General features: G+C 53.8%; 12 protein-coding genes. 2 read left to right on the top strand and 10 right to left on the bottom strand.

What is annotated here, in order from left to right; genetic code table 11:
* Positions 1–215: 215 nt before the first annotated feature.
* The 5 genes from WKR14_RS15875 to pepA all read right to left on the bottom strand — a co-directional run bounded on the left by WKR14_RS15875 (position 216) and on the right by pepA (position 7,757).
* Entirely contained in the window at positions 216–3,095 is a 2,880-nt protein-coding gene (locus WKR14_RS15875) for a valine--tRNA ligase (protein ID WP_339086857.1), read from the bottom strand.
* A 15-nt stretch (positions 3,096–3,110) separates the two neighbouring features.
* Entirely contained in the window at positions 3,111–3,575 is a 465-nt protein-coding gene (locus tag WKR14_RS15870; RefSeq protein WP_101055728.1) for a DNA polymerase III subunit chi, read from the bottom strand.
* 441 nt (positions 3,576–4,016) lie between these two features.
* Positions 4,017–5,054: an NADP-dependent oxidoreductase gene (locus tag WKR14_RS15865; RefSeq protein WP_165565504.1), complete on the bottom strand. Its 1,038-nt coding sequence runs from the start codon at positions 5,052–5,054 to the stop codon at positions 4,017–4,019.
* Positions 5,055–5,146: 92 nt separating this feature from the next.
* The gene (locus WKR14_RS15860; protein WP_248952806.1) at positions 5,147–5,752 is read right to left on the bottom strand and encodes a TetR/AcrR family transcriptional regulator; all 606 of its coding nucleotides are present in this window, start codon (positions 5,750–5,752) and stop codon (positions 5,147–5,149) included.
* A gap of 496 nt (positions 5,753–6,248) precedes the next feature.
* The gene (pepA, locus tag WKR14_RS15855; RefSeq protein WP_028781604.1) at positions 6,249–7,757 is read right to left on the bottom strand and encodes a leucyl aminopeptidase; all 1,509 of its coding nucleotides are present in this window, start codon (positions 7,755–7,757) and stop codon (positions 6,249–6,251) included.
* 238 nt (positions 7,758–7,995) lie between these two features.
* Between pepA and lptF the strand changes: the two genes are divergently transcribed.
* On the top strand, positions 7,996–9,108 hold the full coding sequence (gene lptF, locus WKR14_RS15850) for an LPS export ABC transporter permease LptF (RefSeq protein WP_234556213.1): 1,113 nt from the start codon (positions 7,996–7,998) through the stop codon (positions 9,106–9,108).
* Positions 9,105–10,163: an LPS export ABC transporter permease LptG gene (lptG, locus tag WKR14_RS15845; protein WP_144168034.1), complete on the top strand. Its 1,059-nt coding sequence runs from the start codon at positions 9,105–9,107 to the stop codon at positions 10,161–10,163. Before lptF ends, lptG begins: the two co-directional genes overlap by 4 nt.
* A 198-nt stretch (positions 10,164–10,361) precedes the next feature.
* Here lptG and WKR14_RS15840 read toward each other — a convergent pair whose 3' ends face one another.
* From WKR14_RS15840 to WKR14_RS15820, 5 genes are all read right to left on the bottom strand, one after another.
* Positions 10,362–10,871 carry an RDD family protein gene (locus WKR14_RS15840; protein WP_071237031.1) on the bottom strand — a complete coding sequence of 170 codons (510 nt, stop codon included), beginning with the start codon at positions 10,869–10,871 and terminating at the stop codon, positions 10,362–10,364.
* A gap of 25 nt (positions 10,872–10,896) precedes the next feature.
* Positions 10,897–11,148 carry a DUF2960 domain-containing protein gene (locus WKR14_RS15835; RefSeq protein WP_109248044.1) on the bottom strand — a complete coding sequence of 84 codons (252 nt, stop codon included), beginning with the start codon at positions 11,146–11,148 and terminating at the stop codon, positions 10,897–10,899.
* Between the two features lie 26 nt (positions 11,149–11,174).
* Complete coding sequence (locus tag WKR14_RS15830; protein WP_025889282.1) at positions 11,175–11,525, bottom strand: DMT family protein; 351 nt, start codon at positions 11,523–11,525, stop codon at positions 11,175–11,177.
* A 3-nt stretch (positions 11,526–11,528) separates the two neighbouring features.
* On the bottom strand, positions 11,529–12,014 hold the full coding sequence (locus WKR14_RS15825) for a GNAT family N-acetyltransferase (protein WP_025011398.1): 486 nt from the start codon (positions 12,012–12,014) through the stop codon (positions 11,529–11,531).
* Between the two features lie 66 nt (positions 12,015–12,080).
* Entirely contained in the window at positions 12,081–13,571 is a 1,491-nt protein-coding gene (locus tag WKR14_RS15820; protein WP_339086851.1) for a carboxypeptidase M32, read from the bottom strand.
* Between the last annotated feature and the right edge of the window lie 233 nt (positions 13,572–13,804).

Here is a 13,804-nt window from a genome sequence, read left to right as displayed (position 1 = left end):
TTGCCGGGTGCGCAAACACCGTAATGACGACAAGCCGGCGAGAAGTTACTCCCCTTGGAATATTCCCCAATCTAACAATATGTCATTCCGATAGCCAGATCTGACTGATGAAATTATCTTAATCTTGCTAGTCACTTGGAGCAGAGCGCAAGCGAATAATAAAAAAAAGGGCAGTCGATTGACTGCCCTTGGGTTTTATGGCTCTTGGGTAACCGTTAGGCTTCCAATTTGGCCAGCTCGGCTTGCTGCTCTTTGAGCTTGTCCATATCGCGCTTGAGATCAGCCATCTTGCTGCGCTCTTTGTCGATAACGGCTGCCGGGGCCTTGGCCACAAAGCCTTCATTGGACAGTTTGCCTTCAATGCGGGCGACTTCGCTATTCAGCTTATCCAGTTGTTTGTCGATACGAGCCATCTCGGCCGCTACGTCGATAAGCCCTGCCATAGGGATCAACAGTTCCATCTCGCCCACCAGTTGGGTGGTGGACATGGGCGCGCTGTCGCCATCGGCCAGAATCGTCATGCTTTCCAGCTTGGCCAAGCTAGTGAAGAAGGTTTGGTTGGCTTCGACACGGGCCTTGTCGCGGGCACTGACACTGCGCAGCAAGGCGTTGAGCGGCTTGGACGGAGCTATGTTCAGCTCGGCGCGGATGTTACGCACGGCAACAATCACTTGCTTGACCCATTCCAAGTCGGCCATGGCCTCGGTATCGACTTTGTCGGCCTGATACTCAGGGAAGGCGGCCAGCATCAGGGTTTCACCTTCTACACCGGCAAGTGGTTTGACACGGTGCCAGATGGTTTCAGTGATGTATGGCATCAATGGGTGCATCAGGCGCAACAGCTGCTCGAGTACAGTCACCAGAGTATGACGGGTGCCACGCTGCTCGGCTTCAGAGCCGTTTTGCAGCACAGGCTTGGTCAGCTCAAGATACCAGTCACAGAACTGGTTCCAGGTGAATTCGTACAGGGTATTGGCGGCCAGGTCGAAACGATAGGTGCCCATATGTTCTTCGAAGGTCTTGACCGTTTGGTTGAACAGACCTGTGATCCAGCGATCCGCCAGCGACAGCTGCATCTCACCGCCGGCTTTGCCGTTAGGTGAGTTGGGGCCGCAATCCTGATCTTCGGTATTCATCAGTACATAGCGGGAAGCATTCCACAGCTTATTACAGAAACTGCGGTAACCGTCCAGGCGCTTCATGTCCCAGTTGATGTCACGGCCGGTGGATGCCATGGCGGCCAGGGTAAAGCGCAGCGCGTCGGTACCGTGGGCTTCGATGCCGTCGGCAAACTCCTTGCGGGTGCTCTTTTCTATCTTGGCGGCCAGTTGCGGCTGCATCATGTTACCGGTGCGCTTGCCAACCAGAGATTCGAGATCTATGCCATCGATCATATCCAGAGGATCCAGCACATTACCCTTGGACTTGGACATCTTGTTGCCTTGCTCATCACGGATAAGCCCGGTCACATAAACAGTCTTGAAAGGCACCTGAGGTGTGCCGTCTTCATCCTTGATGAAGTGCATGGTCATCATGATCATCCGGGCTACCCAGAAGAAGATGATGTCGAAACCTGTCACCAGCACGTCTGTGGGGTGGAAGGTTTTCAGCTCAGGAGTCTGCTGTGGCCAGCCCAGGGTGGAGAAGGTCCACAAGGCAGAGGAGAACCAGGTATCCAGTACATCATCGTCCTGACGCAGAGCAATATCGCTTGCCAAGTTGTGCTTGGCGCGTACTTCGGCTTCGTTACGGCCGACATAGACCTTGCCGCTGTCGTCATACCAGGCCGGAATGCGATGACCCCACCACAGCTGGCGTGAAATACACCAGTCCTGAATGTCACGCATCCAGGAGAAATACATGTTCTCGTATTGCTGAGGCACAAACTTGATATCGCCGTTTTCCACCGCTTCTATGGCTGTCTTGGCCAGTGGTTTGACAGACACATACCATTGGTCGGTCAGCAGGGGCTCAATCACCACGCCACTGCGGTCGCCATAAGGCACTTTCAGGCCGTGGGGCTCGATTTTTTCCAAAAGACCCAGGGTCTCGAATTCGGCGACAACGGCATCGCGGGCCTTGAATCTGTCCATACCGGCGTAACGGCTTGGCAAAGAGGCGTCCAATTCGGTGTTGAGGCTACCATCGACATTCACCACTTCGGCCACGGTGCGGATGGCGGCATCCTGGGTGAGTATGTTGAACATGGGCAGATTATGACGCTTGCCGACTTCATAGTCGTTGAAGTCGTGGGCCGGGGTGATCTTCACGCAGCCGGTACCGAACTCCATATCCACATAGTCATCGGCCACCACAGGAATACGGCGGTTAACGATTGGCAGAATGATCTCTTTGCCTATCAGGGATTGATAACGTTCATCGTCAGGGTGCACGGCAACGGCGCTGTCACCCAGCATGGTTTCCGGACGTGTGGTGGCGACAATCAGATAGTCTTTACCGTCGGCGGTCAGGGCGCCATCGGCGAGTGGATAGCGGAAATGCCACATGTGGCCCTGCTTTTCCTTGTTTTCCACTTCCAGATCGGAAATTGCAGTGTGCAGCTTGGGATCCCAGTTAACCAGGCGCTTACCGCGATAGATGAGGTCATCTTCATAGAGGCGAACAAACACTTCCTGCACGGCTTCCGACAGACCTTCGTCCATGGTGAAACGTTCGCGGTCCCAGTCTACCGAGGCGCCCAGGCGACGCATCTGGCGGGTAATGGTGCCACCGGACTGGTTCTTCCATTCCCATACCTTGTCCATAAAGGCTTCACGGCCCAGGTCGTGGCGGCTCTTGCCTTCTTCGGCGGCGACTTTGCGCTCCACCAACATCTGGGTGGCGATACCGGCATGGTCGGTACCCACTTGCCAGAGGGTGTTCTTGCCTTTCATCCGCTGGTAACGGATCAGGGTGTCCATAATGGTATCCTGGAAGGCGTGTCCCATATGCAGGCTGCCGGTGACATTTGGCGGCGGGATCATGATGCAATAGTTGCCCTGGGACTCGTCACCGTGGGGCTTGAAGTAACCTTTCTCTTCCCATACACGGTAGAGCGCTTGTTCAATAGACTGCGGATTGTATGTTTTTTCCATGGGAACTGTCGTTTCTCAAACAAAATTAAGTGGTTGTGTTGCCAAATCCTGGGTGCTGAGCGTGACTCCCAGATTACGATACTGGCGGTATCTGTCCCTGGCCAGGGCCTTGTGTTGCTCATCTCCGGCAACAAAATCTATGATCCTGCCAAAGTTTACCGCAAATGCCGGGGCTTCATTGGCCAGATTGATCAGTATCGGGCGGCGTTGATTGGGCCCCAGCTTGTCAAAGCCGATTTCAACCGGTGCACCGGCGGCAGGGCCTTCCCCTTTGAGGTTGTGGGGCACAAAAGCACTGGGTTCAAACTGCCACAGCAGCTCGTCAATCCCATGGGCCTGAGCCAGATCCTCACAGTGAATATACAGCCATTCACCCTTGGCATAGTGCTGCCCGGCCAACTGACAGGCAAGCAGTTGTAACTGCTCGGCACTTGGTTGCTGTGCTGCATTCGGCAGCAGATAAAAAGTTGCCTTGCTCATCGCCTGCATCTCACCCCTGCACAGAACACTGATAGCCGTTTGACATAAGAGGAGGATTTTACACCTTTTGGCCAAAGGTTGAAATGGTCAGCGCCATCCCGATAAGGCTCTTGAGCTATTGGGTGATAAGTCACACATGCATAAAAGGGATAAGGATTCAGTTTGGCGTTGTCTTGCTGTTAACCATGTTGAGTTGCTGTTTGATGTTAAGCGTGAGGTTATTTTGAGGAAACCTAAGGAAGGTGCGAGCAAGTCCCATGTGTGCTCTGCGTCGGCCTACAGACTTGATCCAAAGCTTTGTTAAAGACGGAGTGATTAGCTTGAATTGAGTCTTCAAAATTTACGGCCCTCTTGGCGTTTATGTTTAAGAGGGCCGCAAGTCTTGCTTTGCTGGTTAGCGCATGGCCGCAGCAATCAATTTTGTGCAGCCATCAGTTTTTATCACAGCGGTTCGGCAACCTTGATCACCAGCTTGCCGAAGTTTTTACCTTCAAGCAGGCCGATAAAGGCTTGTGGTGCCTGCTCCAGCCCTTCGACCAGTTGCTCCTTGTACTGAATTTTGCCCTGAGAAACCCAATCAGCCATCTCGTTGGCGAACTCTTCATATCTGTGACCATAATCGTCAAAAATGATAAAGCCCTGCATCTTGATCCGCTTCACCAGAATGGTGTTCATCAGCAGTGGCAGGCGATCCGGTCCGGCCGGCAACTCAGTGGCGTTATATTGAGACACCAAACCACATACGGGGATTCTGGCGCTGGTATTCAGCAGGGGTAATACGGCATCAAACACCTTGCCGCCGACGTTTTCGAAATAGATGTCTATTCCCTGGTCGCAGACTCGGGCCAACTGCTCGGCGAAGTCCTCGGCCTTGTGATCCAGACACTCATCGAAACCCAGTACTTCTTTGGCGTGGCGACATTTCTCTGCGCCGCCGGCAATACCTATAACCCGGCAGCCCTTGAGTTTGCCTATCTGACCTACGGTAGCGCCAACCGGTCCGGTGGCGGCGGCAACCACCAGAGTTTCTCCTGCTTTGGGCTGGCCAATATCCAGCAGTCCCATATAGGCGGTGAAACCCGGCATGCCCAAGACTCCGAGGGCGTATGAAGGGGCTGCAGGCGCTTTGCCGAGTTTCAACAACCCTTCACCGTCTGAAAGGGCATAGTTTTGCCAGCCGGTGTAGGCGAGCACCCACTCACCGACTTCAAAGTCCGGATGACGGGACTCTTCAACCTGGCAAACCGTGCCGCCGACCATGATATCGTTCACGGCTACCGGCTCGGCATAGGATTCTGCATCACTCATGCGGCCGCGCATGTATGGATCCAGCGACAGATAGATGGTGCGCAGCAACACCTGGCCGTCGCTTGCCACCGGCTTGCTGCTGCTTTCCAGACGGAAGTTTTCTGCGTTGGGAGCACCGCTTGGGCGAGAGGCCAGCACAATGCGCTGATGTGGGTTTTGATTGGCAGTCATAATAGGCTCCATTGGGTTTTATCGCTTGATTAGACCGGTCGTCTAGTTTTTGGTTAAAAAAATCCCGCCACCTGTGTGGCGGGGAGTATCTGTTATTGGCCGCTGTTATCCAGCTTGCCTGCGAGTATGTTGTCAGTGGTTTGCATTGCCAGGTTGAGGGCGTTTTTATCCTGAGTCAGCTTGCTCATCAGGCTGGCCCCCAGCCAGAGGTTGTATAGTAGCTGCGCCGTCTGGTCACTGTTGCTGACTTTGACAGAGCCATCCCGGTTACCGGCTTTGATACATTCGGCAATGGTGGCAATGATCCGCTTGGCGCCTTGCAGCAGCGCCATACGCATCGGCTCAGAGAGATCGGCCACTTCGGCACTCAGCTTTACTACCAAGCACTTTTGCGCGCCACAGACATCGGCGTCGCAGTCCAGCCAGAGTTGCCAGTAGCTTTGCAGCCGCTGCAGCGCCGGAGTGCGCTCATGGCCCAGCAGTGCCTGCAGCTTATCCTGATAATCGTTGAAATAGTCTTTTATCAGGGCTTCACCGAACTGCTCCTTGGATTTGAAGTAGTGGTAGAAGGAGCCTTTGGGGACTTTGGCATGTTGCAGCAGTTGTGACAGGCCAACATTGGAAAAGCCTTTGGTTACGACGAGCTGGTAACCCGTGTCCAGTATGTGTTGGCGTGTGCTTTGTGTCTGTGTGTTCATGGCGGCCAGTATAATCACCATTAGACCAGTCGTCTAGTGTTTTATTTGAACAGCACTTGTTTTGCATGGAGCCTCGTTAGCACTATCAAGTGACAAAGGAAACGCGACAGGAAGTAACTGGATGAAAAGCTATGAATTAAAGCGTTCAGCGTTAAAGTAAACGGAGTCATGTCGGTAGAAACTGTATTTGCAAATTCAGTTGTACGAACTCAGCTGTGCAAACTTAGTCTGAAGCCGAGTTTTATGGGCCGTATTGAGCCACTGCCTTTCAACAGGGCGGTTTATTGTGGCTTAGCTCTGTGGCTTAGCTCTGTGGTTTGAGTCCTGGATGAATACCATTTTGCCCAAGTGCCGGCTCACTCGGCGATAATCAAAAGGCGGGGGCGATCATCAAAAGACGGGGAAGGAGCAGGGCAAAGGGAAGATTGGCTTTATAAAATAGCCAATAAAAAGCGAAGCACTGGGCTTCGCTTTTTATTGGCAGGGAGTCAGGCGCTTATTCGCCTTGCTCGACCCCGGCGCGGTTGAGCAGGAACTGCGCCAGCATAGGAACCGGACGACCGGTTGAGCCCTTGTTGGCGCCGCTGTTCCAGGCTGTACCTGCTACATCCAGGTGGGCCCAGTGATACTTCTTGGTAAAGCGCGACAGGAAACAGGCCGCCGTGATAGAACCGGCAGGGCGTCCGCCCAGGTTGGTCATATCGGCAAATGGGCTGTCCAGCATCTCTTGGTACTCATCCCATATCGGCAGGCGCCAGGCGCGGTCACCGCTCTGCTCACCGGCATTGAGCAGCTCGCTCGCCAGTGGGTTATGGGCCGAGAACAGACCTGAGGCGTGTTTACCCAGCGCGATAACACAGGCACCTGTCAGAGTGGCGGTATCGACCACCAGTTCAGGGTCGAAGCGCTCCACATAGGTGAGTACATCACAAAGCACCAGACGGCCTTCGGCGTCTGTGTTGAGCACTTCCACGGTTTGGCCGCTCATGGTGGTGAGAATATCACCTGGGCGATATGCGTTGCCGGAAGGCATGTTTTCACAGCCGGCCAGTACCCCAACCACATTGATAGGCAGCTTCATTTCACAAATGGCCTTCATGGTACCCAGTACCCCGGCAGCGCCGCCCATGTCGTATTTCATTTCATCCATGGCTTCGCCCGGCTTGAGCGAGATGCCACCTGAGTCAAAGGTCAGGCCCTTACCCACAAGCACTATCGGCTTGGCGGTCGTGTCGACGGCGCCTTGATATTCCATCACTGTCATGATGGACTCATTGGCACTGCCACGGCCCACGGCCAGGTAGGCGTTCATGCCAAGCTTGGCCATCTGCTCTTCACCGACAGTGCTGACCTTCAGGTTCTCATGCACTTCGGCCAGTTGTCGGGCCTGCGAGGCCAGATAAGCCGGGTTGCAGATGTTGGGTGGCATATTGGCCACGTCGCGGCACAGCTGCATACCGGCGGAAACACCTACACCGTGCTCGATGGCGCGTTCGCCGACCGTCAGCTCACGGCGGGTCGGGACATTGAATACCAGTTTGCGCAGTGGGCGGCGGGTCTCGCCCTTGCGGGTCTTGAGTCCATCGAAGCTGTAGAGGGTAGAGCTGGTGGTTTCCACGGCCTGGCGCACTTTCCAATAAGTGTCGCGGCCTTTAACGTGCAGTTCGGTCAGGAAGCAAACGGCTTCCATTGAGCCGGTATCATTGAGGGTGTTGATCGTCTTGGTGATGATCTGCTTGTATTGGCGCTCGTCTAGTTCTCGTTCTTTTCCGCAACCTACCAGCAGAACCCGCTCACTCAGTACATTGGGTACATGATGCAGGAGCAACATCTGCCCGGGCTTACCTTCCAGATCGCCGCGACGCAATAGGTTGCTGATGTAACCTTCACTGATTTTGTCCAGTTGTTCGGCGATGCCGGACAGGCGACGGGGTTCGTAAACGCCTACAACTATGCAGGCCGAGCGCTGTTTTTCGGGGCTGCCGCTCTTTACGCTAAACTCCATGAGCTCTCCTAGATTCTTTTAAAGACAAACTTTTTTATTTATTGGATAATGTCTGCTTGTGCCGCCCAAAGGCGGAAAATTTCCTGCAGCAGGGGGCTGGTTTGGCTGACAAGAATCATACGCCTGAAACAACCAAAATGCCGCCTGTTATGGTCAGAAAACTATCAAAAGTAGACAGTCTACATGAAAGTAACACTGACACCAGCAAAAAGATAAGTTTGGATACCGGATTCAGCCTGTGATTGTATTTAGATACTTGATCCGCGAAGTTTTGAAGGCACAAATAGCGGTGCTTTCAGTCTTGTTAGCTATTTTTATCAGCCAGCAATTTGTCCGCATCCTGGCCGATGCCTCCGATGGCGAATTTCCCGCCTCCCTGGTGCTGACTCTGATAGGCCTTAATTTGCCCGAATTGACGGTGCTTATCCTGCCCCTGAGTTTGTTTCTGGGGATCTTGCTCGCCCATGGCCGCATGTATGCTGAAAACGAGATGGTGGTCTTTCACGGGGTCGGCATCAGCGAATGGTATGTCACCCGGGTAACCCTGATCCTGGCGTTGCTCAATAGCCTGTTTACCGGTTATCTGGCGCTTTATGTCGCGCCTTGGGCGCAGGACAAACAGCACACGGTTTTGGAAAAGGCTCAGTCAGAGGCCGGGTTAGCCGCCCTGGTTCAAGGGCGATTTCAAACCAGTGCCAATGGCCGGGCTGTGCTCTTTGTTGAAAAAATCAGTAAAGATAATGAGCTGGAAAAAGTCTTTGTAGCCCAGCTTCCCGATGCGGAAGATGAGAGCGGCGTTACCAACCTGGTCGTGGCCCATGGTGGCCGGGTAGTGGAAGACGCAACCGGTGGTCAGCGGCTCAAGCTCGATGATGGCGTGCGTTATCAGGGAGCCCCGAACCGGGTGGATTACCAGGTGATTGAGTTCGGCGGCTATCAGATGCAACTCAAAGAGCAGGAAGTGGATGAGAGGGATCGCAAGTTATCTGCCGTGCCTTTCAAGGAACTGCTCAATACGCCGGGGCCGGAAGCCGTGGCCGAATTCCACTGGCGACTGGCCATTCCGCTGGCTATCCCCTTGATGACGCTGATTGCTGTGCCACTGGCGCGGGTTAATGTGCGCCAGGGCAAGTTTGCCAAGGTGTTCCCGGCGGTATTGCTCTATCTTGGCTATTTCGGCTTGATGGTCGCCGGGCGCAAGGCGCTGCAGGATGAGGTGATCCCGGCCTGGCTGGGGATGTGGTGGATCCATGCCTCGGCATTAGTGATGGGCATCTTGCTTATAGGTAAGGGCCGACCTTTGGGCACTCGCCTGACCGGCTTGTTTAAACGCCGGGGGGCCGCAGCATGAAGATACTGGACTGGTATATTGCCAGAGTACTGCTCAGCACCTCTGCCTTGTGTCTGCTGATTTTGACCGGGCTTTCCGGGATCATCAAATGGGTCGATCAGCTGCGTCTGGTAGGCCGGGGCAGCTATACCATGATGGATGCCGCCGTCTATGTGCTGTTTTTGATCCCAAGAGATGTGGAGATGTTTTTTCCCATGGCCGTGCTGCTCGGGGCGCTCATCGGCATGGGCATGCTGGCCTCTAACTCTGAACTGATAGTGATGCAGGCCTCCGGCATGTCGCGGCTGCAGATCACCCTGTCGGCGATGAAGACGGCGGTTCCTTTGATGCTGATGGTGATGGTTCTGGGTGAATGGGGCGCACCGGTGGCGGAGCAAAAGGCCTATGAGCTTAAGACCAGCAAGATCTCCGGCGGCAACCTGATTAAGTCCCACCGCGGGATTTGGGCCAGAGATGGAAACCTGTTCGTCAACATCGGCGAGATTGAAGATGTGACCCGTCTTGGCAATATTACCCTCTATGAGTTTGACTCAGAGCAGAAGCTGGCCAGTGTGGTGCATGCCGAGCAGGCTATCTACACCAAGGAATATTGGCGTTTATTGGAGGTTCGCCGCACTGTGTTCAAAAATGAGCAAGTAGTGCTGGATAACCTCAAGGAAGACAGATGGCCCTCCAGTTTGACACCGGACAAGCTGAGCGTGGTGTCGGTTAAACCCGATGCCCTGTCTATCCGTGGTTTGGTCGGTTATCTCGATTATCTGAAGAACAACAATCAGGACGCCAGTCGCTATGAGTTGGCATTGTGGCGCAAGGTGATGCAGCCCATTACAGTGGCTGTGATGATGCTGGTGGCGCTCTCTTTTGTGTTCGGGCCACTGCGAACAGTCACCATGGGGGCCAGGGTACTACTCGGGGTGATAGCCGGCTTTACCTTCTATATCTGTAATGAGATCTTCGGCCCCATGAGCATAGTCTATGAACTGCCGGCCTTGATGGGCGCCATGATGCCAAGTGTGCTGTTTACCGGCGCGGCTATCTACTATATCCGCCGCTGAGGACGCTGCTGAGGATTGAGGGCTTGAGAGTAAAGCCGCTGCAGGTTTAAAAGCCTCCCTTGTTGATTAACGTTATGAAAAAGCCCTGTCATTGACAGGGCTTTTTGCTGTGGTTTGCGTATTGGAGGCATCTAGAACGCTTTATTTTAATGCCATCGCTACCTGGGTATTTCAGGCTATTATCTCAGAATCCGTGTCTCAGGCTCCGTGCCAGTTACGCAGTGAGTTGGCTTCTTTACTGAGAAGAACCACTTCTGAGCGGGTCATGCTGTCCTGCAGAGCCAGTTTGTCACCATTGAACAGGATCCACAGGTTGCCTATCCCCAACAAGGACCAAACCACTCGTGCCAGCGCGGTAATAAAACTCAGGTTTTGGCCGTTGGGATGTTGCACCTTGAGGCGCCAGGCGCGCATGCCCAGCGTCTGGCCGCCCTTGGACCAAAAGAGAGCGTAGAAACCGGCCACACAGCAGGCCAGCCACAGCTGATAGATGCCGTGATAGAGGCTGTTGCCATTGAGCAGATCCGAAACATGTTCATAGTTCCCCATGGGAATGAGGCCGGAGGCGGTCAGGCCGGTAAAGATCCCAAACCCTATGGCACCGGCAAACATGTAGACGGCTACCGCCAGCAGCAGATCATAGACGGCGGCACCGAGGCGCTTGAAAAAGCCGGCTCGGGGAAAATTGGCGTGCTCTGGATTTATCATGGCTTAACCCTCTTTTGGGCAGGTATTAACCCTGCTCTTCTTCTTTGACAAAGTGGATATGACGAAATCCCATACGGGCGAATTCACTGGTGCGATAGCTCTTCAGGGCGCCACCGCCTTTGGCTGTCATGGCGACTTGCTGCTCCATCGCCAGAAAACGGCTGAGATCTATTCCCTCGGCCGCGGCAATAGCCTCGTACATGTCGTGGTATTTGTCATAGGCAAAGTTGATCACTTTCGCGACCCCCTTGTATTCATAGGCGACCTGACGTGCCATCTTGTGTCCTCATTAAAGCAGTGGGCTCAAGCGAACTTACTGCGAAATATAAAATAAACGGCGCCGAGCATACACAACCCGGCCCAGAGATAGTCCAGTTTCAGTGGTTCCTTTAGGTAATAGAATGAAAAAGGAACAAACAGACTCAGGGTGATGACTTCCTGAAGTATCTTGAGCTGGCCCACATTCATCACACTATAACCAATACGGTTGGCCGGTACCTGCAAAAGATATTCGAACAGGGCTATGCCCCAACTGACCAAAGCGGCAATGATCCAGGGTTTACCTGAAAGGGACTTGAGGTGGCCGTACCAGGCAAAGGTCATAAAGATATTGCTCAGGCACAACAAGCCTATGGTGATGAGTGTGGGTTGCATCTGTCAGCGGGCTACCGGATAGACCATATAACTGGCGTCATCTGTATAGGTGGCCAGCGATTTTTCGATACGCTTGTGGTTAAAGCCGAGCTTTTCCCAGTAACCACAGGCGCCCTGTACTGCAACCAGTGACAAGGAACCCAGGCGCAGTTTTTCCGCCTGCAGTTTGAGGGTATCAAACAGTTTGCGTCCGGCGCCGAATCCCTGAGCCCTGTTGCTGATGGCAATATCATGCAGATAAAGGGTGTCGGCCTTGGGCAGTGTGGTAATCGCCTTGTACAGTGGCGGAGGGGTGTCTTCGGTCCAGGGATGAGCCAGACAATAGCCTACCACCTGGTCACTCTTTTCAAGGACATAGCAGGTTTGCGGTGATGCCTGCCACTTGCTCTTGAGTACATGTAAAGGTTCGGGGGCCAGAGCGTGGTAGCACTCTGCTTGAATTTCGCCTATGGCTTGCCAGTCATCCTGGCTAATGGCGCGTATCAACATCTGAATTCACTTTCTCTTTGCAGTTACTTCATAGAAACGCGCCATTATACCATTTTTGCAGATAAATTAATCCAGATAGCGCTGCTGCAGATGGCGCTGCAGGAAGTTGGGATCCAGACTCTGGCCTGTGGCACTACGGATCAGTTCATCGGTTTCCAGCAGGCACCCCTTGGACCAGATCTTTTCATCCAGCCAGTCGCAAATCTGCCCCAGCTTATCCTGGCTCAGCAGGGCTTCAATGGGGCCCAATTCGGCTTCCATGGCAAATCTCAGCTGGGCGGCGTACATGGCGCCCAAGGTGTAGCTGGGGAAGTATCCCAGTTCGCCCAAGGTCCAGTGAATATCCTGCATACAGCCATCTTTGTAATTACCGGCAGTACTCAGCCCCAGATATTGCTGCATCTTCTGATCCCAGAAATCGGGTAGGTCTTTCACTTCCAGGCTGCCGTCGATAAAGGCCTGCTCGGCTTCAAATCGCAGCAGTATGTGCGCCGGATAGGTGACTTCATCGGCATCGACCCGGATAAGACCCGGCTTGACCCGGGTGATATTGTCGATCAGTTCATGGGCCGATACCGGGCAGTCGAGATGTCGGCGAATTCTCGGATAGAGCTTGCTGATAAAGGCGCGGCTGCTACCGAGTTGCATCTCAAAAAACAGGCTCTGACTCTCGTGGATCCCCATGGAGCGAGACATTCCGGCGGGTTGTCCTCGCCAATCCTTTGGCAGCGCCTGCTCGTAACGGGCATGACCCGTTTCGTGAATAGTGGAGGTGAGGGCCGCGATAAAGTCATCTTCCGTGTAGCGACTGGTCAGGCGGATATCACCGGGCACGCCACCGCAAAATGGGTGCGAGCTGACATCCAAGCGCCCTTGGTTGAAATCAAATCCCAGGTATTGCATCACCTCTCGTCCCAGCAGCTTTTGGTCTGCTATCGGGTAGTCGCCGGCGCTGCTATTGTAACTCTGGTGCAGCTGTTTATGCTTCACTTTTTGGATAAGTTCGGGCAACCAGTCCCGCACCGCTCCGAGAGTGGTCTCCAGCCGTTTACAGGTCATGCCGGGTTCAAATCTGTCCAGCAGGGCATCGTAACCTGCCTTGCCTGTGTGCGCCGAGCGAGCCTGGGCTTCTTCTCGCACCAAGGCGATTACCGCCTCGAGATTGGGGCGAAACCCTTGCCAATCGTTGTTATGTCGCTGTTCGCGCCATTGGTTTTCACAGCGATAACCCGCCAGCGTCTTGGCCTGCACCAAGTCCCCCGGCACGGCTATGGCTTGGGCATAGTGCCAGCGCATCTCTCTGAGATTGGCCCTCTGTTCGATACTGAGTTCGGCGGCCTTGGCTTCGGCGCCATCCAGCCATTCGGCAAGCCGGGGCGAGGTTTTTAAACTGTGAATGTGTAATGCCAACTCGGCCATCGCCTCGGAGCGGGCCTCGCTGCCGCCCATGGGCATCATGGTGGCTTGGTCCCAGTCGCCCAGGGCACTGAAATGCTCAAAATGGCTGATGGTGCGAAAGTGCCGGCAAAGTTGCTGATATTCGGTTTTGGCAGTCATGGTTTGCTCTAAAAGGTTGGCATGCATCAGAGGGAACAGTTCTTATGCTAACCAAGCCAAGGGATGCATCTCAAGTGTTTTTCGCCAGATTTGGTGCTTGCGAAATGTAATTAAATTAATGTCTTGTAATAAAAAACAAAGTTTGCAATTCGGTTTTTGTCTGGGCGTTGCTGGCGTAAACCTTGTGGTTTGTTGCAACACTAACCCAAGCAAAGATAGCCTCAGTATGGAGT

The organism is Shewanella chilikensis (assembly GCF_037953065.1).
GTDB lineage: Bacteria > Pseudomonadota > Gammaproteobacteria > Enterobacterales > Shewanellaceae > Shewanella > Shewanella chilikensis.
Note: the sequence above shows the minus strand (reverse complement) of the source record. Positions and strands in the feature narration are given on the sequence as shown.